The organism is Herminiimonas aquatilis, from assembly GCF_042665175.1.
Classification (GTDB): domain Bacteria; phylum Pseudomonadota; class Gammaproteobacteria; order Burkholderiales; family Burkholderiaceae_D; genus Oxalicibacterium; species Oxalicibacterium aquatilis.
On record NZ_JBHTCC010000003.1, the window covers coordinates 19902 to 42833 of the forward strand.

Sequence of the window (22932 nt, forward strand, 5' to 3'; positions counted from 1 at the left end):
GTGCCGGATTCCGGTGCTGTTTGCGGCCTCTGTGGTTTTCAACTTTTAAGAGACAAGAAGCAATGACCACTCCAATCACACCTCACGGCGCGAACCTCATGAAAGAGGAATTGCATCGCTTGAAAACAAAAGATCGTCCATGGGTGATCAACGCCATTGCCGAAGCACGCGCGCAGGGCGATTTGTCTGAAAATGCAGATTACGATGCAGCCAAAGAGCGTCAAAGTTTTATCGAAGGCCGGATTGCTGATCTGGAAGGCAAGCTGGGTACTTCGCAGATCATCGATCCAACTACGCTGGAAGCAGATGGCCGTATTGTTTTTGCTGCCACAGTTGATCTGGAAGACCTGGATTCGGGCGATAAAGTAACGTATCAAATCGTCGGTATTGATGAAGCCGACTTGAAAGAAAAGAAAGTATCGATCACGTCGCCGATTGCACGTGCAATGATCGGGAAATTCGTCGGCGATGTCGTGGCTGTAGAAGCGCCGGCAGGCATTCGCGAGTACGAAGTCCTGCAAGTAAGGTATATCTAAATGTTCCTGTCACGCGCGCGATTGCTGATTGCAACCTTTTGGGTGGGGACCTTGTGGGCAGTAGGATTTGTGGTTGCGCCGACCTTGTTTTCCACACTGAGTGATCGGGCGCTGGCCGGCACAATTGCAGGCAGCCTGTTTAATATCGTTGCGTGGCTGAGTATTTTTTGCGCGGCGGCCTTGCTTGCACTGTTATTCCAGGCAAAGCGCAGCGAATACAGTGAGCCGCCTAAGGCATTGAGTTATTTGATCCTGGCGATGGTTGCGTGCACGCTGGCAGGTTATTTCGGCATTCAGCCATATATGGCTGATTTGCGCCTCGTGTTGCATAGCGTGACGGACGCCGCAGTGATTGCGGATGCCAAAAAACAGTTTGGCATCCTGCATGGTGTTTCTACCGGGATTTATGTTGTGCAGAGCCTGCTTGGCGCTGCACTGATCGTTAAACTTCGCTGAATCTTAGTCGAAGCTTAACGAGAGTTTTATCGTCCGAGCGACGATTTCTTCGGGCTGGTTTGACGCGGCTTGGCGCGCTTGATCGAGCCGCCTTGCGTGACACGTTCGTTTCCTTTGACCATCACTTTTGTGACTGACGGACGTTTGGTTCCGCTAGGGCTGGGCTTGACGATGGTAACTTCGCGCATGCCTTTGCCACGTGTTTCGCTGCGTTCTTTCGGCGCATCTTTCTTCGGGCGATAAATTACCAGCAATTTGCCGATTTGCTGGATAGGCGCTGCATTGAGTTGTTCGCAAATGGTGTCATAGATGGTAACGCGCGCTTCGCGGTCATCGCCGAATACGCGGACTTTAATCAGACCGTGCGAATTGAGGCTGTTATCGATTTCTTTGAGAACGCTGGGTTTCAAGCCGTCTTCACTGATGATGACGACAGGGCTGAGAGCATGCGCTTCAGCGCGTAGGGAACTGCGCTCGGCCGGGGTAAGTTTCAACATAAATGGCAATGGTGACGGGGATAATTTTGCCGCGGCACGCATTGCGAACCTGACAAACTTTGTCCCACAGTATTTAAAACTAGTATTCTACGCGAATGGCAAAGAAGAAATTAAACAAAAACTGGCTGCACGATCATATTAACGACCCGTATGTGAAGCTGGCGCAGAAAGAAGGCTACCGCGCGCGGGCTGTCTACAAGCTGAAAGAAATCGACGAAACCGAAAAACTGATCAAGCCCGGTCAAGTTATTGTGGATTTGGGTTGTACGCCCGGCAGTTGGTCGCAATACGTCCGTAATAAACTGTCAGGCAGCGTAGGCGGGGGCATTAACGGCACGATCATCGGGCTGGATATGCTGCCGATGGAGCCGATTGCCGACGTGAACTATATACAAGGCGATTTTCGCGAACAAGAAGTGCTGGAGCAGCTGGAGCTGTTGGTGGCGGGGCGAAAAGTTGATCTGGTGTTATCGGATATGGCGCCCAATCTGTCCGGGATCGCAGTGGCCGACGCCGCACGCATGATGGATATTATCGATCTGGCCATTGATTTCTCTAAACATCATATGAAACCTAGTGGCTCCTTGCTGGTAAAGTGTTTTAACGGCACAGGTTTTAATGAAATTGTGCAAAAATTCCGACAGGAATTCAAGACGGTGACGCAAAAGAAGCCTAAAGCCAGCCGCGACAAATCGTCTGAAATATTTTTGCTCGGAAAAGGTTTGAAAAATCCGCTCTAAATACAGATTTACCCCTTGTTTATGCATGTATTAACCCTATATCAGATACTGCAAGCCTTGATGATTACGAGTAGAATCGACACTACATTTTAGAAAAAAGGCGCATTACGCGTCCAAGGAGTCTTAGTGAACAATATGTTTTCCAAGGCCGCCATATGGGTGGTCATCGGGATGGTTCTTTTTACCGTGTTCAAGCAGTTCGATGGACGTAGTACATCGGGCGCTGTAGCGGCGATTCCGTATTCGGATTTCCTGGACGAAGTCAAAAGCAAACGCATCAAGGAAGCCACAATCGAAGATCGCACCATTGTTGCGACTACGACCGATGGCAAAAAAATCAAATCGGCGATTACCTATCTTGACCGCGGCCTGATCGGCGATCTGGTAAATAACGGCGTGAAGTTCGACGTCAAACAGCCGGAAGAACAATCTTTCCTTTCGCAAATTTTCATCTCATGGTTCCCGATGCTGTTGCTGATCGGTGTATGGGTATTTTTCATGCGTCAGATGCAGGGCGGCGGCAAGGGCGGAGCGTTTTCGTTCGGCAAATCCAAGGCACGCATGCTGGATGACACAACCAATACCGTAACGTTTGCCGATGTTGCTGGTTGCGATGAAGCCAAGGAAGAAGTATCGGAGCTTGTCGAGTTCCTGCGTGATCCGACGCGTTTCCAGAAACTTGGTGGACGTATTCCGCACGGCGTATTGATGGTGGGTCCTCCAGGTACCGGTAAAACCTTGCTGGCACGCGCCATTGCAGGTGAAGCCAAGGTGCCTTTCTTTACCATCTCCGGTTCTGATTTCGTCGAAATGTTTGTCGGCGTCGGCGCGTCGCGCGTGCGCGACATGTTCGAGAACGCTAAAAAACACGCGCCTTGCATCATCTTTATCGATGAGATTGATGCGGTCGGTCGTCATCGCGGCGCCGGTATGGGTGGCGGCAATGATGAACGTGAACAAACCTTGAACCAGATGCTGGTTGAGATGGATGGTTTCGAACCGAACGCTGGTGTCATCGTGATCGCCGCAACCAACCGTGCCGACGTACTGGATAAAGCCTTGCTGCGTCCAGGTCGTTTCGATCGTCAAGTGATTGTCGGCTTGCCGGATATCCGTGGTCGCGAACAAATCCTGATGGTGCACATGCGCAAGGTGCCTATCGCTACTGACGTCAAGGCCGATATCCTGGCACGTGGTACTCCTGGTTTCTCTGGTGCTGACCTCGCCAATCTGGTCAATGAAGCTGCGTTGTTTGCGGCCCGTCGTAACAAGCGTCTGGTTGAAATGCAGGATTTCGAGGATGCCAAAGACAAGATCGTCATGGGTCCGGAACGCAAGTCAGCGGTGATGCGCGAAGAAGAACGTCGCAATACGGCTTACCACGAGTCCGGTCATGCGGTGGTGGCCAAGTTGTTGCCGAAGGCAGACCCTGTACATAAAGTGACGATCATGCCGCGTGGTTTTGCACTCGGTTTGACCTGGCAGTTGCCAGAACATGATCGCGTGAATATGTACAAGGACAAGATGCTGGAAGAAATTTCCATTTTGTTCGGTGGCCGTATTGCTGAAGAAGTATTCATGCATCAGATGTCGACAGGCGCATCGAACGACTTCGAGCGTGCAACCAAATTGGCGCGCGCAATGGTAACCCGCTACGGTATGTCGGAAAGCCTGGGTACCATGGTCTACGAAGATACCGAGCAGGATGCTTACTTCGGACGTTCTTCGTCGAAAACGGTTTCGGAAGCGACACAGCAAAAAGTAGACACTGAAATTCGTACGATTCTGGATACGCAGTATGCGTTGTCGCGCAAGCTGATTGAAGACAATCGCGACAAGGTTGAGCTGATGGCAAAAACCCTGCTGGATTGGGAAACCATCGACTCCGACCAGATCAATGACATCATGGAAGGACGTGATCCACGTCAGCCTAAATACGGCATTCCAGTCAAGCGTGCAACGTCTGATACGCCTTCAGGCGGTGTCCCGCCGACGGCAACTGCGCCGGAAGCGCCAGCAGCACCTGCGCAATAAATATCCGGCGATTTGCTTGAAGTACTGATGGTTTTAGTGATGCGTTAAATGCAGGGTGAGGAGAGATCCTCACCCTTTTTAATTTTATAGTTAAATTTTATGCAGACTCATTTGCAATGTGGTCGTTACCGCCTTTCCGTGGATGCTGCTTCGCGTCCTTTGGTCATGGGGATTTTGAACGTAACGCCAGACTCATTTTCTGATGCCGGCAAATACCACGCGCTGGATGCGGCGATTTCACATGCCGAGGAAATGATTGCTGCTGGTGTCGACATCATCGACATCGGCGGAGAATCCACACGTCCAGGTTCGCAGCCGGTTGCTTTGATGGATGAACTGGCGCGCGTGATGCCGCTGGTGTTTGCCTTGCGCGATTGCGGCAAGCCGCTTTCCATCGATACTTACAAACCGGAAGTGATGCGCGAAGCAATTGCTGCCGGTGCCGACATGATCAACGACATCAATGGCTTTCGTGCGCCGGGTGCGTTGGAGACAGTTGCAGAACTGGATTGCGCACTATGCGTGATGCATATGCAAAAAGATCCGCAAAGTATGCAATTGAAGCCTGAGTATCAGGACGTCGTTGCAGATGTCAGTACATTCTTGCGTGAACGCATAGCTGCGATGGAACAAATGCACATCGCGCGTGATCGAATTTGCATAGACCCCGGATTCGGTTTCGGGAAATCGCTTGCGCATAATATCGCCTTGTTGAAAAATATCGGCCAATTGCAAGCCGCACTCGATTTACCATTGCTGGCAGGCTTGTCCCGTAAATCGATGCTAGGCGCAATACTGGATAAGCCTGTCGAACAGCGTATGGCAGCTAGTCTGGCTGGGGCGCTGGCTTCAGTAGCGCAGGGTGCGCGTATAGTGCGTGTGCACGATGTGGCGGAAACGGTAGATGCATTGACGGTTTGGCATGCGTTGCACACAGCCCAACACTAAAAAAATTAAACCAGAAATAAAAATCAAAAAATGACCAGAAAATATTTCGGCACCGATGGTGTCCGTGGCAAAGTCGGTGTGTCACCTATTACCCCTGATTTTGTGATGCGACTCGGCTATGCCGCCGGCACGGTGCTGACCAAATCCATAGCATCAAAAACCTCCGCAAGACCTGTCGTCCTGATTGGCAAGGACACGCGGATTTCCGGTTATATGCTGGAGGCGGCGCTGGAGGCGGGTTTCTCGGCCGCTGGGGTTGACGTCATGCTGGCCGGGCCGATGCCTACACCGGCAGTTGCTTACCTGACGCGCGCGTTGCGTTTATCCGCAGGCGTCGTCATCTCTGCTTCGCATAATCCTTACGACGATAACGGCATCAAATTCTTTTCGGCCTCGGGCAATAAATTGCCGGATGCGATAGAGCTAGAAATTGAAGCTGCGCTGGACAAACCGATGACTTGCGTTGCTTCGGAAAAATTGGGCCGCGCAAAACGACTGGACGATGCGCGTGGCCGTTATATCGAATTTTGTAAAAGTACATTCCCCAATGAACTGGATTTGCGCGGCACCAAAATTGTCGTCGATTGCGCGCATGGGGCTGCCTATCATATTGCGCCGGATGTATTTCATGAACTCGGTGCAGAAGTCATTGCTATCGGCAATCAACCGAGCGGCTTCAACATCAATGACAAGGTTGGCGCGACCGCGCCCCAGGCTTTGGTTGAAGCAGTCAAAGCCAATAAGGCGGATATCGGGATCGCGCTCGACGGTGATGCTGATCGCCTGATTGTGGTTGATGCATCTGGCCGGATATTCAATGGTGACGAACTGCTTTACATCATCGTCAAGGACCGCATGAGCGTGCAAACAATCGAAGGAACGGTTGGTACGTTGATGACGAATATGGCATTGGAAGTTGCGTTCAAAAAAATGGGTATCGGATTTGTCCGTGCCAATGTCGGCGACCGCTATGTGCTGGAAACATTGCAGGAACGTGGCTGGTTAATCGGTGGTGAGGGATCTGGCCACATGCTGTGCCTCGACAAGCATACGACTGGTGACGGTATCATTTCTGCGCTGCAGATCCTTTCGGCATTGAAGCGTAGCGGCCAAACATTAGCGGCATTGACGGCGGATGTCGAAATGTTCCCGCAAACATTGATCAATGTAAAAGTTGCGCCGGGTTTTGACTGGAAGAAAAATGCCGGTTTGCTGGCTGAAAAAGAGCTGGTTGAATCCGAATTGGGTGACGACGGGCGGGTCTTGATTCGTGCCTCTGGAACCGAACCATTGATCCGCGTTATGGTGGAAGCCAGGAATGGCGAAACGGCCGATAAGATGGCGCAACGTATCGCAGCAAAATTAAACACTTAATTTTTGCGAAATGTTGATATCGGAAGCACTTTAGTCGTTGACCGATGCCGCATATTGCAGTATTATTTCGTTCTTCGGAGTGTAGCGCAGCCCGGTAGCGCACCTGGTTTGGGACCAGGGGGTCCAAGGTTCGAATCCTTGTACTCCGACCAGAATTTAAAGGACTAGCCTAATCGCTAGTCCTTTTTTTCGTCCGCATTTTTCCCTGCATTTTCCAATGCTCCCGCCAAGGAACATTCGGCCCACCTCGGTGCTCTGATACACACCAGCCATCTCCGTAATTTTAATTAATTCTATTGTTTTCCTTTAATGTTTGAGTGAGCACTTGTAGCAAAGCCTATGCTCACAGCATCGAATTTCTATCGATGCCGTGGTATGGTTGTTTGAGACTATTAAACAAGGTGAATAACATGCGCCAACTGAAATTATCCGCTGTAAATTCTCACGAATATTTGCATGCTTCCGCAATGTGCGCTTTTGCATTGCCCGTGGAGGCGCACAAAGCACCGGTTCCAGAGCCTATCGAAGATCCTTTGCCCGGCGAACATCCGATACCAAAGGAAGACCCGGTACCATCACCAAACCCTGAAGTGGATGATCCGCGCCCTAATTTTTCAATGCTTGCTGCGCTAAAAGCTCAGTCAGACCGTTTGTAAACATTCACCGATGGCAAACCATGGATAAACAGCAAAACTGGAGTACCGAACTGTACAAAGGGATGGAGGTTCACGTTACCGCTTTGCAAAAAGAAGACGCGAAACATAAATGGGACTATACGGTTAGAGTTTGCGAACCTGGAGTAGATGCGACAGCGGAAAGTGAGTTGGCAGCAGAGTCTGGTGACGATGCGGATTACGTTTCTGCGAATGAGGCGTTGGCGGCGGGTTTTGCCAAAGGATATGCAATGGTGAGCGAGCTTAGAGAATAGAAGCGGGGGCTGGTCCACTCACTATTATTTCGATTATGAGTCCAGGGAAGCCGGAACAATCAGGGCAGAATCGAGAAAATACAGAATGGGAGTGAGAAGTGGTCTGCCCAACAGGAATCGAACCTGTGACCCTCAGCTTAGAAGGCTGATGCTCTATCCAACTGAGCTATGGGCAGAAATGCTGTGCGGCGGCATGAAACGTCAGGCTGTGCTGCTCAAGGAGCAGCTGACGGTATGCTGCAAAGGTGCTGCATTATGCCTTTTTTACCGCGAGGTTTCAATGCCGTACAGGGTGACGCGTAGCTTGCACCAAGCTTCTTCTGTGCACAGGTTTGGCGTCTTTAGTAGGCCACTTATTATTTTCATCAAATCCGATACGCTCAAGCTTGCAACTGGATAAGGCGTCAGTATCAAACGGCGGTTTGCGCTTAGGTAAACATTTTAATGTTGAATAGCCGCTTGCACGACTGATATCGGTATCAATGCGGCGCAATCGGATGGTGTGTAAAGTACATCTGCGTAAGGTGATTTGATCCATGCCGATTAATGGCATGCATCGCAGCCTTGTCAGCTAGTCGTCACTAGTCATAAATCTGAATATCAATCGGCTTGAACGAGTAGTTGTTCGACATCTCGGCCGAGCATGCCGTCACGCCGACGATCATATCCATCTCTGCACGCAGTTCTATGTACTGGCCAGCCTTTGACAAAGGCGGGGCTATCGTCAGCTCGCCGTTGTCTGCGATTTTTACATTCATGAAGATATTGAAGGTGGTGGGAATTCTGTCCGGTGCAATCCCATAGGGCGCCAGGTGTTGCGCAAGATTGGTAAAGCAGCTCGGATGGTGCGCGTGATTGTTGTAGATGATCTTGAAGGTCTCGGGGCTGCAAGGCGTCAACAAAAAGTCATGGCGACCGACCTGATCCTGCAGGATGGTGAACATCGGATTGCTGCGATTGGAATAGAGGGTGTGGCCGCTGGTTACATAGATTGTATTGGCGTAATCAATCGTGCGGCCGGATGACAGGTATTCATCCAGATCGGCTTCGCTGTAGGCCATCAAGTCCGAAACCTGCTCGCCCATCGGATCGATGACGCGCAGAACCTGTCCACTCTTCAACTTGAATGCAGTACCGCTTTGTGGATGTATGTGTCGCTGTTCCATCAGTTCAGTCATCTTTCTTGGTAGAGAATGGGCACTGCCAATCATCGCTGACAGGCCGTCCCGAATATTGGCGTGCATCGGATTTGGATCCGTGGTCACTCAGATTTTCATTGATCGAACCTTGCAGTGCATTCTCCCGCGAGCGAATGACGTCCTGCATGCGCTCAAAGCGTCCGGCTTCTCGTAATTTCTCAAACTGTTCATGCAGATTGAATACCAGCGTAGGCCATGCAAAACGTCGGGTATAACGTGATGCGACTGGATGCAGGCCGACCACAAAGAAGCCATGGGTAGCAAAGCTGAAAGCGAAATGCGGATTGTCAGGATCGTCGCTGACTTGTGGATCCCATGCATGTAACGGCGCATCTAATTCATGCAATTGCTGTAACTGCTGCCACAGCAATTTTTCGAATTGTTCTTCCGAGTGAATGACGGGATTCGAAAAGGTGGCGACGAAGGTAGAGAATTCGCCATCCAGCATAGGTTGCTCTTGCAGGAAGTGGAACAGGTCACGGGCCAGTCCGGCGGTCGCTTCTTTTCCCGCCACTAGATCGTAATGGCCAAAGCGATAGCCACCTTGTTGTATCGCTGACTTCGCTCCCACGCAGGAAAACTGAGGGTTTAAAACCAGCGCGCGGAACGAATCATGGATGAAGCCGAGCAAGGGATCGGGCCTCTCGCTCAGATCGTCTCCAGCGACCAGTTTCTTGTCGATGAATCCTGCATAGTTGCTGCTTTCAAGCGCTTGCTTACTATCGAAAGGATTATCTTCCTGGGTGATAGATTGCGCGGGTGTTTGGGTCGCTTTATCCATCCGTTAAAGATAATCAATGATGCCTGCTCGCTGTATCAGAGAAATACGCGTATGCATGTAGGTTTGCAGGAAATGCTTCAGCGCAATGCGTTTTACAGAATGCCGGCACAATCCGAGTAAACAGCAATTTGGGTTTCGATGCAGGTATCAAACACTAGCGTATGTACAGGATATTTATGCGGTCCTGGTTTAATCGCGTAATTAAATGATTGGTTTTGTCTCATTGATGCGAAAAGTGTCTTGAACGTGCAAAGAACGTCCTGTTTTTTTAAAAAGGACGATGCGTTGCCAAATTGCAGCTGGTTGATCTACAACCAGCTGCGTGTCCATTGCGTCTGGATGAAATATTTAGGATTTGGCGAACGCCAGCAAATCCGCGTTCAGTTTGTCTTTGTGCGTGTCGGTCAAACCGTGAGGTGCGCCTGGGTAAACGATCAGCTTGGCATTTTTTACCAATTTGGAAGACATGTGCGCGCTCGCGCCGATAGGAACGATTTGATCGTCATCGCCATGGACCACCAAGGTCGGGATATTGAATTTCTTTAAATCTTCCGTGAAGTCTGTTTCTGAAAATGCCTTTATGCAGTCATAGGTATTTTTGTGGCCAGCTTGCATGCCTTGCGCCCAGAAAGAATCAATCATGCCTTGCGAAGCTTTGGTACCTGGTCGGTTGAAGCCAAAAAACGGGCCGCTGGCAATATCTTTATATAGTTGCGAACGGTCCTTGATCGATGCCGCACGAATGCCATCGAATACTTCGAGTGGCAAGCCTCCCGGATTATTGGAGGTTTTCAACATCAGAGGAGGGACCGAGGAGACAAGCGCAGCTTTTGCTATGCGTTTGGTGCCGTGGCGACCAATGTAGCGAGCCACTTCGCCACCTCCGGTAGAAAAGCCCACGAGGATGACATTTTTCAGATCCAGCAGATTCAACAGCAAAGCCAGATCATCGGCATAGGTATCCATTTCATTGCCGTTCCATGGTTGCGTGGAGCGACCGTGGCCGCGTCTATCATGTGCGATGGCACGGAAGCCGTTCGAGGCGACATGCAGCATTTGCGATTCCCAGCTATCTGAACTCAAAGGCCAGCCGTGGCAAAACACGATGGGTTGACCCGATCCCCAATCCTTGAAGTAAAGCTGTGTACCGTCTTTTGAGGTAAAGGTATTCATATTGTGTTTTCCTGTATGAATACTGGCGGACGTTTTATTGCTTTCTGCAGCAAATGCGGTGATGGGCAGGCTGAGTGCGGCTGCCACGCCAGCTCCACCTTTTAATGCGGAACGACGGGAATCGTTAATTTTTGCATCTTCAGACATGTGTTTCTCCAGGCGATAAGCGATCGAAAATTAGCCTAATTAGGCTAATCAACCTTAGCCCTTTGAAATGACTTGCAAATATCAGTAAGTGCGATTTTTGTGTCGTTCGGCATGTTTAATTTATCTATTGCAACAAATGCCAGCATCTAGAACGCACCACGCTGGAGCACTCGAGGCCATGTGAAACCAGCAAGCCGCGTTGCACCTCACGCTACATGCATGTGGATAAGTAAAATTGAATTGTGACAAATGACATGTACTTCCGTTTTGCTGCATCGCAGTGTATCTTTTGATTTCCACGCCACACCGTCAGGAAGTTGAAGAAAAATCCATGAAAATCCAAAGGCCAACATCTGAAACAGCGCACGTATTGGCGATCGATGACGATCCTATGATCAGGCAGTTGATTTGTGATTATCTGGGTGACTATGATTACAAAGTGACCGCAGTTGCCGATAGTCGGGAGATGCTGGATGTCATGGCAAAAGAAACCGTGGATCTGTTGATAGTTGATCTGAAGTTGCCGGGTGAAGATGGCATGCAAATTACGCGCAAATTGCGTGATGACTCTGACCTGCCCATCATCATGCTCACCGGTCGCAAGGAAGAAGCCGATCGCGTGATGGGGCTGGAGCTGGGCGCAGACGATTATTTGACCAAGCCATTTTCACCACGTGAATTACTGGCTCGCATACGCGCATTACTGCGTCGCGCCCGCGCACAAGAAACCGTTGCTGATAGTTTGTCGCGCATACGCGCTTATCGATTTTCCGGTTGGGAATTGAATGTCAGATTGCGTCGGTTGGTGGATCCAGAAGGGCAGGATGTTGCGCTCACCAATACCGAATTCAATCTGCTGACAGCATTTTTGGCGGCGCCGCAACGCGTGCTTTCCAGAGAAAAATTGCTGGAGCTGTCACGTCTGCATAATGATGAAGTCTATGACCGCGCGATTGATGTACAGGTCGGTCGCTTGCGTAAAAAGATACAAGGCTTGCGTTCTAAGGAGCGTTTTATCCGAACCGAACGTGGCTCGGGTTATGTGTTTACTTCTGATGCAAGTGCAATACGCTGAGTTGTAAAGCAATGACGCAGGTACGTTTGCGCAAAGGCATCTATGCAAATGCAGACGGAAATACATCACCGCAAAATCTTCATCTAGTCAGTTTTAAATTTCGCTTTCTTCTTAAATCGATAGACCCACGTATATGAATCTGAGCGCCGCTTTTCGATGGCAAACCGCGAGTGGATTGGTATCGCTCTCGGATGAGGCATGGGCGCTTTTCGATTTTCCTTTGGACAGCGTATCGTCGCTGACGGATCTATGGCAGCGCGTCCATCCGGATGATGCGATGTCTGTATCGCAAGCTCTTGATAGGTCATTACGTGATCACACCACGCTTGATTTTGAACATCGATTTTTGATGTCGGATGGCACGGTCAAATATGTACAAGTCATTGCACGCGTAGTTAGCTCGAATCTAAGCGGCACAACAAATGTCGAATACATAGGCACGATGACAGATGTCAGCGGGCGCCAGCGCTCACAGCATGCAGTCGCCAATGCACTGCAAGAAATTCAGGCGCAAAACATTCAGTTCCGCATGGCGGTCGATCACATACCAGGTTTGGTCTGGAGCTCGCAGGCGAACGGCTATGTCGACTTCCTCAATTTGCGCTGGCTGGAATATACCGGCATGCGCCTTGCCGATGCTTGTGGTTGGGGCTGGCAGAATGCCTTGCATCCCGATGACCTGCCTGGACTGATGGTGACCTGGAAGCATTTGCTGGAGGCTGGTTCGGCGGGCGAAGTAAAAGCACGGCTGCGTCGTTACGATGGGTCGTATCGATGGTTTATGTTCCGTGCGATTCCGATGTATGACGAAGGCGAAAAGCTGATCAAGTGGTACGGCCAGACCACCGACATTGAAGATCACCAACGTGCCGAAGCATTGCTGGATAGAGAAAAACGTTTGCTGGAGATGATTGCCAAGAGCAGTCCTCTGCGCCATACCTTGAATGCCATGTGCGAAATGGTCGATGATATGGCCGTCGGTTCTGTCTCTTCAGTGTGGTTGATATCTTTGGAAAATCAAAGGCTCGAACAGATTGCCGGGCCGGGCATTCCTCAGAGTTTTACCGATGCGTTGGTCAGAGAAGAATTGAACTCGCAAGAAGGCCCTTGCGGTTTGGCTGCTTACTATCGAACGCCGGTTGTGATCCAGGATATTGCGAATGATCCGCGCTGGGCGGCATACGGTGAATTTCTGGTGCCGCATGGTTTGCGTGCTTGTGTTTCGACCCCTATTTTTTCATCAACCGGCAATGTGCTGGGGACATTTACCCTGCATTCAAAAGCGATAGGCGCACCGACGGCTTACCAGCAAACCATCATTGATCATTTCACGCACGTCGCCGCATTGGCGATAGAACGACAGCATGGCGATGCCGCGCTGAAGGAAAGTGAAGAGCGCTTCCGCTTGATGGCCGAGTCCACGCCCGATGTGATCTGGATCACTGATCTGATGCCGGAGCGGGTGCTGTATGTCAGCCCAAGTTTTGAAAAGTTGTGGGGCCACACAGCGGCGGACTTGTATCGCGACGCGCGTCTGTGGACCAAGGTTATACATCCCGAAGATGTTGATCGCGTCGTCGCCATATTTGCGCAGGGAAAAGACGGTTACATAGGCACGCAGTACGACGTCGAGTTTCGTTTATTGCGTGCGGATGGCTCTATCCGCTGGATACATGAGCGCGCAGTATTCATACGCGATCAAGCCGGCATTGCGTATCGGGTCAGCGGTATTTCTACTGATATTACCGAGCGCAAATTAACTGAAGATGCGCTATGGGCATCGCAAGAGCGCTTCAAACTGGCCGTCGCTGCATCGGCGGACGGCATCTGGGATTGGGATATCGGCAGCGACGCTTTGTTCATGTCTGAACGTGCGCAGCATATCTACGGTTTGCAATCTGATCTTGCGATCAGGCCACGTTTGGAATGGTGCGCAATGATGACCATGCATCCGGCCGACGAAGCGGAACATCAGGTTTTGCTGACCAACTATTTATCAGGCATGGCGCCCACAATCGATCATGAATGCAGGGTAGTTGGCAGCGATGGCAATTTCCGCTGGATACGCATACGCGGCATGTGTGAGCGCGACATGAATGGCCGCGCCACCCGTCTCGCCGGCTCGATCAGTGATATCGATATGCACAAGCGTACGGAAGCCGCTTTGCAACAAGCCCGACGTCTGCAAGCAATGGGTACTTTGGCTGGCGGCATCGCGCATGATTTCAATAATATTCTGGGTGTGATTCTGGGATACGGCGAGATGGCTTTGCGCGATACGCGTGAAGGCAGTCGCCAGCGGCGTGATCTGGAAAGCATCATGAGCGCCGGCGAGCGTGGTCGAAGTCTGGTCGATCGCATACTCATATTCAGCCGCAGTGGTTTTAGTGAGCGCTTGCCGGTTCATGTGGAAGCCGTGGTGCAAGAGACCGTTGATTTGTTGATGCCGACTTTGCCGGACAATATCCAGATTACGCTGTGCCTGACAGCCGGACGCACCGCGATGATGGGCGACGCAACGCAGGTACATCAACTGGTGATGAATCTGGTCACCAATGCTGCGCACGCGATGCCGAATGGTGGCGAGATATGGATTTCTCTAAGTGTGCGACATAGCCAAAGCGCGCGTGTCGTGACGACAGGCATGCTGGCGGAAGGCTCGTATCTTGTGCTGGAAGTTGCCGATAGCGGCAGTGGCATAGAACTGGAAGTTCTGGATCGTATTTTTGATCCCTTCTTCACAACCAAAGAAGTCGGTGTCGGCACCGGGCTTGGACTGTCACTGGTGCATGGCATTGTGACGGATGTTGGTGGCGCGATTGATGTGACGAGTACGGTAGGCAAGGGTAGTTTCTTCACCGTTTTTTTACCGTGCGTGGGAGAAGCAGCATTGAATGATGTGCAGAATGCACCCGTACTGCCACTCGGTAATCGGCAGCGTATTTTGGTGGTGGATGACGAAGAGCCATTGGTGCGACTGGCAACAGAGACATTGGCGAATTTAGGTTATCTACCGTTTCCATTTACTTCCAGTCTCTCTGCGCTGGATGCATTTCGTGCAACGCCTGGTGCATTCGATGCGGTGTTGACAGATGAACGTATGCCTGAAATGTCAGGCTCGGTTTTGATTGGCGCGGTGCGCAGTGTGCGGCCATCGCTGCCCATCGTTTTGATGACGGGTTACCTGAGCGAAACTGCCGCAAAGAAAAAGTACGAAGCCGTGGCAGACGTGGTTTTGAAAAAGCCTTTATCCATGAAGGACATGGCGAACGGCATGGCGCAGTTATTTACCTAGTTCGCCATAGAGATTAATGTCGATTGACACAGAAGCTGAGCCATTCGATATATGCATGACACAAGCTTATACGACAATGCGATTATCCGATTCTTGAGAGTGTCATTCTCGAATCGCTGATCGCTTTCAAGGAGTAGCGCATGTATCTGATGTCCATCGGTGCCGGTATTTTGGTTGGTGTCATCTACGCCTTAATAAATGTACGGTCGCCCGCACCGCCAGTGATCGCTTTGCTGGGATTACTCGGCATGTTGATCGGTGAACAAATGGTACCTATTGCCAAACGCGTCATCAGCGGCGAACCAGTTTCTCTCTGTTGGTTTTCCAATACTTGCGTACCTAAAATAACCGGCATCGAAGCTCCTCCACGCAAGGACGACACCAATCCTCCTGGTGTTTGATTGCATCCCCACCATTTTCTTTTCATGGAAACCAACATGAACAATAATCGTAGAACCGTCTTGAAAACTGTTGCGTCCGGTGCTGCACTGGCAACCTTGGGTGCAATGTCTTCTACCTCGAATGCTGCTTCTGCTGCTAGTGCCAGCGTGACAAGCTCCGCATCCAGTGCGGGTACCAAAGCAGCCGGCGCAACTTCATCATCGACCTTGATTTTATTGAACGGTCGTTTTCACACAGTCGATAAAACTAAGCCTACTGCTACCGCTGTAGCGATCAAGGATGGCAAGTTCCTCGCAGTTGGCGACGTGGAAGATGTAATGCGCCATCGCACACCAGACAGTCAGATCATCGATTTGAATGGTCGTACCGTGATACCCGGTTTGAACGACTCGCACATCCATTTGATACGCGGTGGTCTTAACTACAATCTTGAACTGCGCTGGGAAGGCGTGCCATCGGTAGCCGATGCGTTACGCATGCTGAAGGAACAAGCGCTGCGCACGCCGAATCCGCAATGGGTACGCGTAGTTGGCGGCTGGACCGAATTCCAGTTTGCAGAAAAACGCATGCCGACGCTGGAAGAAATCAATGCTGCTGCACCGGACACACCAGTATTCGTCTTGCATCTCTACGATAGAGCCTTGCTGAATCGCGCCGCCTTGCGTGCTGTCGGTTACACCAAAGACACGCCGAATCCACCGGGTGGAGAAATCCAGCGCGATGCCGCCGGTAATCCAACAGGCATGCTGATCGCCAAACCGAATGCATTGATTCTGTACGCGACGCTGGCCAAAGGTCCGACCTTGCCGCGCGAGTTACAGGTCAATTCCACGCGCCAGTTCATGCGCGAGTTGAATCGCCTTGGCGTGACCAGCACGATCGATGCGGGCGGCGGTTTCCAAAATTACCCTGAGGATTACGCCATCATTGACCAGTTGGCGCGCGAGCAGCAACTGACAGTGCGCGTCGCCTACAACCTGTTCACGCAGAACAAGGGCAAGGAACTGGAAGACTTCCAGAAGTGGAGCACGATGGTCAAGCCGGGTCAGGGCGACGATTTTTATCGTCACAACGGTGCGGGTGAAATGCTGGTATTTTCTGCCGCCGACTTTGAAGATTTTCTGGAGCCGCGCCCCGATCTTCCACCGGGCATGGAAGCGGAACTGGAACGCGTGGTGCGGCATCTGGTGTCGCAGCGCTGGCCGTTCCGCCTGCACGCAACGTATGACGAATCGATCAGCCGCATGCTGGATGTATTCGAGAAGGTCAACCGCGAGATTCCCTTCGATGGGCTGCGCTGGATGTTCGATCATGCGGAAACCATCACGCCGCGCAATATCGATCGCGTGCGCGCACTCGGTGGCGGGATTGCGATTCAACATCGGATGGCGTTCCAGGGTGAGTATTTTGTCGAGCGTTACGGCACGGAAGCCGCAGCCAACACGCCGCCTATCAAGCGAATGCTAAATGCCGGCATTCCCGTCGGCGGCGGTACTGATGCGACGCGTGTTGCCAGCTATAACCCTTGGACGGCGTTGTACTGGCTGGTATCCGGCCGCACTGTTGGCGGCATGAAAATTTATGATTCCAGCGCGCAGTTGTCGCGCGATACCGCACTCGAATTGTGGACCAATGGCAGCGCATGGTTCTCCAGCGAGCAAGGTAAAAAGGGGCGGATACAGGAAGGCCAGTTGGCTGATCTTGCTGTCTTGTCTGCAGATTTTTTCACAATCAAGGAAGACGCTATCAAATCGCTGGAATCGGTACTCACGATCGTCGACGGCAAGATAGTCTTCGGTGCCGATGAGTTCAGCAAGATTGCACCGCCACCAATTCCAGTATTGCCGGATTGGTCGCCAGTCAAAACGGTGCCGGGTCACTATCGTCAAGTCGCCACCAGCAAACAATTAGCTGCGTTGCCGCATCAATGCGCGGGTGCTTGCGGCGTACACATGCATGCGCATGATGTCGCGCGCAAATCCACAGTGCCGGTAACGAGTCACACCGGTTTCTGGGGTGCGCTGGGTTGCAGTTGTTTTGCATTCTGATCGGATGAAAAATTTCCTCATCAGATTCAATGCGCCGCAAGTCGATATCGGCTTATTGTTCCTGCGCGTCAGCGGCGCCTTCATGCTCTTGCATGTGCATGGCTGGCCGAAGATCGTTCATTACAGTCATGAATTGACGGTGATCGAAGATCCTTTTGGTTTAGGCGCACAGTTTTCATTGCTGGCGGCGATCTTTGCGGAAGTTGTTTGTCCCGTATTGATTACCCTTGGTGTGCTGACGCGCTTCGCTTGCTTGCCTGTGATCGCAGTGTTGCTGGTATCGATGTTCATCGTGCATCCGCAGTGGTCTATAGCGGACGGGCAATTTGGTTGGTTGTTGATGGTGATTTTTGGCGCGATTGCATTGTGCGGCCCTGGCAAGTATGCGCTGGCGGCAGCAATCGGACGCAAGGAACTGGCATGACTGCGGCAATAGATAAGGCGACAAGCAAGACCGTAAAAGCGACGTCTTCCTGGAGCCCGTTGAAAAACAAATTGTTCCGTGCTCTGTGGCTGGCGACGGTGGCGTCGAATATCGGTACCTGGATGCATGATGTCGGTGCCGGGTGGATGATGACTTCGCTGAGTTCCGATCCATTCATGGTGGCTATGGTCCAAGCCGCCACCAGCTTGCCGATGTTTCTGTTTGCACTGCCATCCGGCGTACTGGCGGATATTGTCGACCGTCGGAAGTACCTTCTATTTGCACAAATCTGGATGTTGGCCACAGCTGCCGGATTGAGCGCGCTGGCCTTCGTCGGCCTGGTGACGCCGGAGATTCTGCTTGGCGCGACTTTCCTGCTCGGCGTAGGCGCAGCGATGGCGGCACCACCGTTCCAGGCCATCGTGCCGGAACTAGTTCCCAAGGAAGATCTTGCATCGGCGGTCGCACTGAACTCGCTCGGCATCAACATCAGCCGCGCTATCGGGCCGGCGCTGGCAGGACTGATTTTGTCCTTTGCCGGACCCGCCGTGGTTTTCATGCTGAATGCATTGTCGGTACTGGGCGTGGTGGCGGTGCTGTATTTCTGGAAAACCACACCACGTGTCCAGCGTTTGCCAGCTGAACATTTTCTGCCTGCTGTACGTGCCGGCTTGCGCTATGTACACGCTGCTCCTGTGTTGCGCGTGGTGCTGATACGTGCGGTCGCATTTTTCACATTCGGTAGTGCGGCGTGGTCATTGTTGCCGCTGGTGGCACGTAATGAGTTGGGTCTCGGAGCAGGCGGTTACGGTATTTTACTGGCCTGTATCGGTGTTGGTGCGGTGACGGGGGCGGTGTTGCTGCCACGCTTGCGCAAACGCTTTTCCACCGATGCTCTGGCGATCGGCGCTACGCTGCTATTTGCCGTGTCTATGCTGGCGCTGGCCATGCTGAAAAATGCGGTCCTGCTGGGTATAGTCTTGCTGTTCTCGGGTTTTGCCTGGATAGCGATGCTGTCGATACTTAATGTCGGTGCCCAACGCAGTTCGGCCGGTTGGGTCAAGGCACGCGCATTGGCAGTTTATCTGGTGGTGTTCTTCGGTGCGATGGCCGCTGGTAGCGCAATCTGGGGGCAGACTGCCGGCAAATTCGGCACGCCGACAGCACTGATCATCGCAGCTATTGGTATGGTGTTGTCATGCGCCACCGCGTTGCGCTGGAAGCTGGATTTGACACCGGATTTGAACTTGGCACCGTCGATTCATTTGCAACGAGAAACGATGTCGGATGAACCCGCGCACGACTCGGGGCCGGTGATGATCAACGTCGAGTATCGTATCGCGGCAGAAAACGCCGAGCACTTCAAGAAAGCCATTCATGCAATGCGCCATGTTCGTCGTCGCGGCGGTGCACTGACATGGGGGATATTCGAAGACATTGCACTGCCGGGCCGTTACGTGGAAACCTTTGTCGTCGAGTCATGGCTAGAGCACTTGCGTCAGCATGATCGTTTTACTGAAAACGACAAGGCAATCATGTTGCGTGCGCATAGTTTTCATCAAGGGCCGGATGCGCCTGTGGTTCAACACTTAATTGCACCAAGCTAAGTACAACAACGTGAATATCGTCTGAGTTGTATATCTTTTTGATATTGCATTACCTCACTTAAATTTTTAACCAGCGGAGTACATCATGAGCAATCCAAAACTCGAAGTATTGACACCTACCAACTCGCAATTGATTTTCATCGATCATCAGCCGCAAATGGCTTTCGGTGTGCAATCGATCGATAGGCAAACGCTCAAAAACAATACTGTTGCCTTGGCTAAGGCTGGCAAGGTTTTCAATATTCCAACCATCATCACTACTGTCGAAACAGAAAGCTTTTCGGGTCACACTTATCCAGAATTGCTGGATGTGTTTCCGGGACAAAAAATTCTGGAACGCACGTCGATGAATTCCTGGGACGACCAAAAAGTACGCGATGCGCTGAAAGCAAACGGCCGTAAAAAAGTCGTCGTCGCCGGTCTGTGGACAGAAGTGTGCAATAACAGTTTTGCTCTGTGCGCAATGCTGGAAGGCGATTACGAAATTTATATGGTGGCGGATGCTTCCGGCGGCACATCCTTGATGGCACATGACCTGGCAATGCAACGCATGATTCAGGCTGGTGTAGTACCGGTAACCTGGCAACAAGTCATGCTCGAATGGCAGCGCGATTGGGCAAACCACGCAACTTATGATGCGGTCACCAGCATCGTTAAGGAACATTCAGGTGCGTATGGTATGGGTATCGACTATGCAGTGACTATGGTGCACAAGGGGCAGGCACGCAATACCAGTAAGCATGAAACATTGGCACCGGTTGCGGCACCAGTAAGCAAGTAATTTCAATGCTCAGGCTGCAAAGCTGAGCACTTAGCAAGAAAAAGCAACAACGATGATCTGCTGTGTTTAGACACGGCAGATTATTGCGTGTCTTTACACTTATCCATTAGCGAATGGATGGCTTAGTGCTCAACAACGGCGATGGCATCCACCTCAAACAGCATTTCATCCAAAGCCAAACGCGGCCAGCGATCAAGGTGCAAGCGGGCAGCGGGTTGTCGCCTCATATTTACCGTAATTTGCATCCGACGATAGTCAATCGTCGCTGTCTATGATTCACAATTGATAGTGTCCACTTGACGACTTTTTCTACGTTGGCATTTGCAGCGTTCCGTGCAATCCGTATATTGCACGGCGCTCGATTCACCTGTTGATCAAAATTCGGTGACAGTTCGCCATCCTCGGTTTCCCTACCTTGTTTCTCTGTATACATTGGGAGCACTGGCATGTCGGCCGTGGCCACTGCGAGTAGGCATTAGGGTGAAGATCGTACAAACCGCGTGGATTGATAAAAGTGAGCTCTCCGGCCGATTGGGGATTGTAGTATTCGTGATCGCAAATAATCATGACGTCGAGGTTTCGATTTTATTTGTATATTCAAAATAATTTTCTTACGAAAAGCTTACATTCAAACAGTTCTAAAGCACTTGATTGCGTGCCTCATCTTTCGTCGCTATATTCTATTGTGGAAAGTTTGGTGGTGCATCAGTAGCCGGATGCATTCCTCACATTTCCATGTCGAATTAAAAATAAACAAGGAGACAATATGACTGAAATGAGTAGACGCGGAATGCTTCAAGCAGCAGGCTTGCTGACGGTTGGGGCGGTGACTGGCTGTGCGTCGCCGCGCAGTAGCGTAAAGGATCAAGCCATTTTTTCGATTGAGCAACCATCTATTCCTATCGTCGGCACTACTGATCGTTTTCCGGTGCGTCGTATTTATTGCATAGGCCGCAATTACGCCGCGCATGCCCGTGAAATGGGCTCGGATCCAACGCGTGAACCACCTTTCTTTTTTCAAAAACCTAGCGATGCGATTCAATTTGTGCCGATCGGCAAAACCGTCGATCATCCATATCCGACCCTGACTAAAAATTATCATTACGAGATCGAACTCGTCGCGGCAATTAACAAGGGCGGCAAAAACATTCCTGTCGAAACCGCATTGCAACATGTGTTCGGTTATGCGGTCGGTCTGGATATGACGCGTCGCGATTTGCAGGCTGCGATGAAAAAGGAAGAGAAACCTTGGGAAATCGGCAAGAGCTTCGACAATTCCGCACCTATCGGCCCCTTGCATCCAGCTGCCAGTATCGGGAACTTCACCCAAGGAAAAATCTGGTTGAAGGTCAACGGCCAGGTTAAGCAAAGTTCCGATCTGAACAAAATGATCTGGTCGGTTGCGGAACAAATCAGCAATCTGTCCAAGGCATTTGAATTGATGCCGGGCGATATTATTTATTCGGGCACGCCGGAGAATGTGGGACCCGTGGTACGTGGTGATGTGATGGAGGGATATATCGAACGCCTGCCCAGCATTTCACTGAAAGTCGTTTAATTAGTATTCCAGTCAATATTGGAATAAAAATTAGAATTATAAATAGCCGGGAGTGATCCCGGCTATTTTTTATGATTTTTATGCAGGCAAGAGCATTTTCATTGCGGTATCTCGAAAAGCCGGACTGCCATCGTCATCAGGTGAGGCGATCCTCTTGAGTTTTTTCTCTGCCGTGCCTCTTGCACGAGGTAATACAGTTACGTTTTTTGCTGGACTTGCGGTCGAGCATGATGCAATCGAATCTATCTGAGATCGCTTGCGATATTTGGTGCTGGTATGTTTCCCGACCGCCAGCGCCGGTAGTAGCGACCCTTTTGTATGGTGCTAGAAGCGGCTCTTTTTGAGAGCCCGGGCGTATCCTAACAAGCACATATGACAGGAGTTTGACATGAATCAAATATCAACCAACTTTGCCTTGGGTTTGCTGCTGGCGAATTCCTGTTCAGGCAGCGCCGCACAATAATTGATGCTTTTCTGCAGCGCGCCGGGCTTTCTGTTTGGCACGCTCGCTACTCTTGATTGGGGCTTTCGTCGCATCTTCATTCGCCCATTGCACGCGTTGCGCTGATTCTGCGCATTTCTTCTTCTTCGCTTCGACAATTTTGTATCGCTGTGCTTGCTGCCGATCTTCGTGTGCTTGCTGCTTTTCACGGCCTTGCTGCAGGCGCCTCAGTTCTTTTTTGTCTTGCTGTAATTGCTTTTGCGCAGCGTGACTATCATTCGAGACGGAAGCGGAAGGGATGGTGATTTCCTTCATGTTGTCGACTTTGCCGTTGTGACATGGCGTATCGCTATACATGATTTTGTCGCCGGATTCGCATTTGTAGATCGCGAATGCAGGTGAAGACAAGAAGATCAGTGCAAGAAGCAGTAGCTTTGATGGCATGGAAGTCCCGTGTTTGGTTGAACAACGAAGTGCATCTACAGAG

Annotated in this window: 22 protein-coding genes and 2 tRNA genes; 18 read left to right on the forward strand and 6 right to left on the reverse strand. The window is 51.1% G+C overall.

Translation table 11 applies throughout. The annotated features are described in order from the left end of the window. Positions 1-62 precede the first annotated feature (62 nt). Positions 63-536, forward strand: coding sequence for a transcription elongation factor GreA (gene greA, locus ACFQO0_RS12545; RefSeq protein ID WP_382235135.1), 474 nt, complete (start codon positions 63-65; stop codon positions 534-536). Beyond that, positions 537-992, forward strand: coding sequence for a DUF4149 domain-containing protein (locus tag ACFQO0_RS12550; RefSeq protein WP_382235137.1), 456 nt, complete (start codon positions 537-539; stop codon positions 990-992). 26 nt (positions 993-1018) lie between these two features. On the opposite strand, the gene ACFQO0_RS12555 is transcribed toward ACFQO0_RS12550, so the two are convergent. Beyond that, positions 1019-1489, reverse strand: coding sequence for a YhbY family RNA-binding protein (locus ACFQO0_RS12555; protein ID WP_382235139.1), 471 nt, complete (start codon positions 1487-1489; stop codon positions 1019-1021). A gap of 95 nt (positions 1490-1584) precedes the next feature. Here ACFQO0_RS12555 and ACFQO0_RS12560 point away from each other — a divergent pair, with 95 nt between their 5' ends. The 7 genes from ACFQO0_RS12560 (at position 1585) to ACFQO0_RS12590 (ending at position 7513) form a co-directional block, all read left to right on the forward strand. Then, entirely contained in the window at positions 1585-2229 is a 645-nt protein-coding gene (locus tag ACFQO0_RS12560; protein ID WP_382235141.1) for an RlmE family RNA methyltransferase, read from the forward strand. A 126-nt stretch (positions 2230-2355) separates the two neighbouring features. Continuing rightward, positions 2356-4263, forward strand: coding sequence for an ATP-dependent zinc metalloprotease FtsH (gene ftsH, locus ACFQO0_RS12565; protein WP_382235143.1), 1908 nt, complete (start codon positions 2356-2358; stop codon positions 4261-4263). A 99-nt stretch (positions 4264-4362) separates the two neighbouring features. Beyond that, a complete protein-coding gene (gene folP / locus ACFQO0_RS12570) occupies positions 4363-5211 on the forward strand; it encodes a dihydropteroate synthase (RefSeq protein WP_382235145.1) in 849 nt (282 codons plus the stop codon). Between the two features lie 30 nt (positions 5212-5241). Continuing rightward, the gene (gene glmM, locus ACFQO0_RS12575; protein WP_382235147.1) at positions 5242-6585 is read left to right on the forward strand and encodes a phosphoglucosamine mutase; all 1344 of its coding nucleotides are present in this window, start codon (positions 5242-5244) and stop codon (positions 6583-6585) included. A 75-nt stretch (positions 6586-6660) separates the two neighbouring features. Continuing rightward, positions 6661-6737, forward strand: a tRNA-Pro gene (locus ACFQO0_RS12580). Between the two features lie 258 nt (positions 6738-6995). Continuing rightward, the gene (locus tag ACFQO0_RS12585; protein WP_382235149.1) at positions 6996-7241 is read left to right on the forward strand and encodes a hypothetical protein; all 246 of its coding nucleotides are present in this window, start codon (positions 6996-6998) and stop codon (positions 7239-7241) included. A 20-nt stretch (positions 7242-7261) separates the two neighbouring features. Then, on the forward strand, positions 7262-7513 hold the full coding sequence (locus ACFQO0_RS12590; protein WP_382235151.1) for a hypothetical protein: 252 nt from the start codon (positions 7262-7264) through the stop codon (positions 7511-7513). A 99-nt stretch (positions 7514-7612) separates the two neighbouring features. On the opposite strand, the gene ACFQO0_RS12595 is transcribed toward ACFQO0_RS12590, so the two are convergent. Next, positions 7613-7689: transfer RNA gene (locus tag ACFQO0_RS12595), tRNA-Arg, on the reverse strand. Between ACFQO0_RS12595 and ACFQO0_RS12600 the strand changes: the two genes are divergently transcribed. Beyond that, complete coding sequence (locus ACFQO0_RS12600) at positions 7662-7913, forward strand: hypothetical protein (protein ID WP_382235152.1); 252 nt, start codon at positions 7662-7664, stop codon at positions 7911-7913. The genes ACFQO0_RS12595 and ACFQO0_RS12600 overlap by 28 nt on opposite strands. 181 nt (positions 7914-8094) lie before the next feature. Here the strand turns inward: ACFQO0_RS12600 and ACFQO0_RS12605 are convergent, their stop codons facing one another. From ACFQO0_RS12605 to ACFQO0_RS12615, 3 genes are all read right to left on the reverse strand, one after another. After that, the gene (locus ACFQO0_RS12605) at positions 8095-8691 is read right to left on the reverse strand and encodes a DUF1989 domain-containing protein (RefSeq protein ID WP_382235153.1); all 597 of its coding nucleotides are present in this window, start codon (positions 8689-8691) and stop codon (positions 8095-8097) included. Continuing rightward, positions 8684-9493, reverse strand: coding sequence for a guanitoxin biosynthesis heme-dependent pre-guanitoxin N-hydroxylase GntA (gene gntA / locus ACFQO0_RS12610; RefSeq protein WP_382235155.1), 810 nt, complete (start codon positions 9491-9493; stop codon positions 8684-8686). Before gntA ends, ACFQO0_RS12605 begins: the two co-directional genes overlap by 8 nt. 348 nt (positions 9494-9841) lie before the next feature. Continuing rightward, complete coding sequence (locus tag ACFQO0_RS12615) at positions 9842-10813, reverse strand: alpha/beta fold hydrolase (protein WP_382235157.1); 972 nt, start codon at positions 10811-10813, stop codon at positions 9842-9844. Positions 10814-11144: 331 nt separating this feature from the next. Between ACFQO0_RS12615 and ACFQO0_RS12620 the strand changes: the two genes are divergently transcribed. From ACFQO0_RS12620 to ACFQO0_RS12655, 8 genes are all read left to right on the forward strand, one after another. Continuing rightward, a complete protein-coding gene (locus ACFQO0_RS12620) occupies positions 11145-11888 on the forward strand; it encodes a response regulator (protein WP_382235159.1) in 744 nt (247 codons plus the stop codon). Between the two features lie 133 nt (positions 11889-12021). After that, positions 12022-15183, forward strand: coding sequence for a PAS domain-containing protein (locus tag ACFQO0_RS12625; RefSeq protein WP_382235161.1), 3162 nt, complete (start codon positions 12022-12024; stop codon positions 15181-15183). A gap of 140 nt (positions 15184-15323) precedes the next feature. Then, positions 15324-15584 (forward strand): DUF1427 family protein, encoded by a 261-nt coding sequence (locus tag ACFQO0_RS12630; RefSeq protein ID WP_382235163.1) that lies wholly within the window; start codon positions 15324-15326, stop codon positions 15582-15584. A gap of 105 nt (positions 15585-15689) precedes the next feature. Further along, the gene (locus ACFQO0_RS12635; protein WP_382235913.1) at positions 15690-17633 is read left to right on the forward strand and encodes an amidohydrolase; all 1944 of its coding nucleotides are present in this window, start codon (positions 15690-15692) and stop codon (positions 17631-17633) included. A gap of 4 nt (positions 17634-17637) precedes the next feature. Next, the gene (locus tag ACFQO0_RS12640; RefSeq protein WP_382235165.1) at positions 17638-18057 is read left to right on the forward strand and encodes a DoxX family protein; all 420 of its coding nucleotides are present in this window, start codon (positions 17638-17640) and stop codon (positions 18055-18057) included. Then, entirely contained in the window at positions 18054-19664 is a 1611-nt protein-coding gene (locus tag ACFQO0_RS12645) for an MFS transporter (protein ID WP_382235167.1), read from the forward strand. Before ACFQO0_RS12640 ends, ACFQO0_RS12645 begins: the two co-directional genes overlap by 4 nt. 85 nt (positions 19665-19749) lie before the next feature. Further along, positions 19750-20445, forward strand: coding sequence for a hydrolase (locus tag ACFQO0_RS12650; protein WP_382235169.1), 696 nt, complete (start codon positions 19750-19752; stop codon positions 20443-20445). 766 nt (positions 20446-21211) lie between these two features. After that, complete coding sequence (locus ACFQO0_RS12655; RefSeq protein WP_382235171.1) at positions 21212-22003, forward strand: fumarylacetoacetate hydrolase family protein; 792 nt, start codon at positions 21212-21214, stop codon at positions 22001-22003. 442 nt (positions 22004-22445) lie between these two features. On the opposite strand, the gene ACFQO0_RS12660 is transcribed toward ACFQO0_RS12655, so the two are convergent. Further along, entirely contained in the window at positions 22446-22889 is a 444-nt protein-coding gene (locus tag ACFQO0_RS12660; protein WP_382235173.1) for a hypothetical protein, read from the reverse strand. Positions 22890-22932 lie beyond the last annotated feature (43 nt).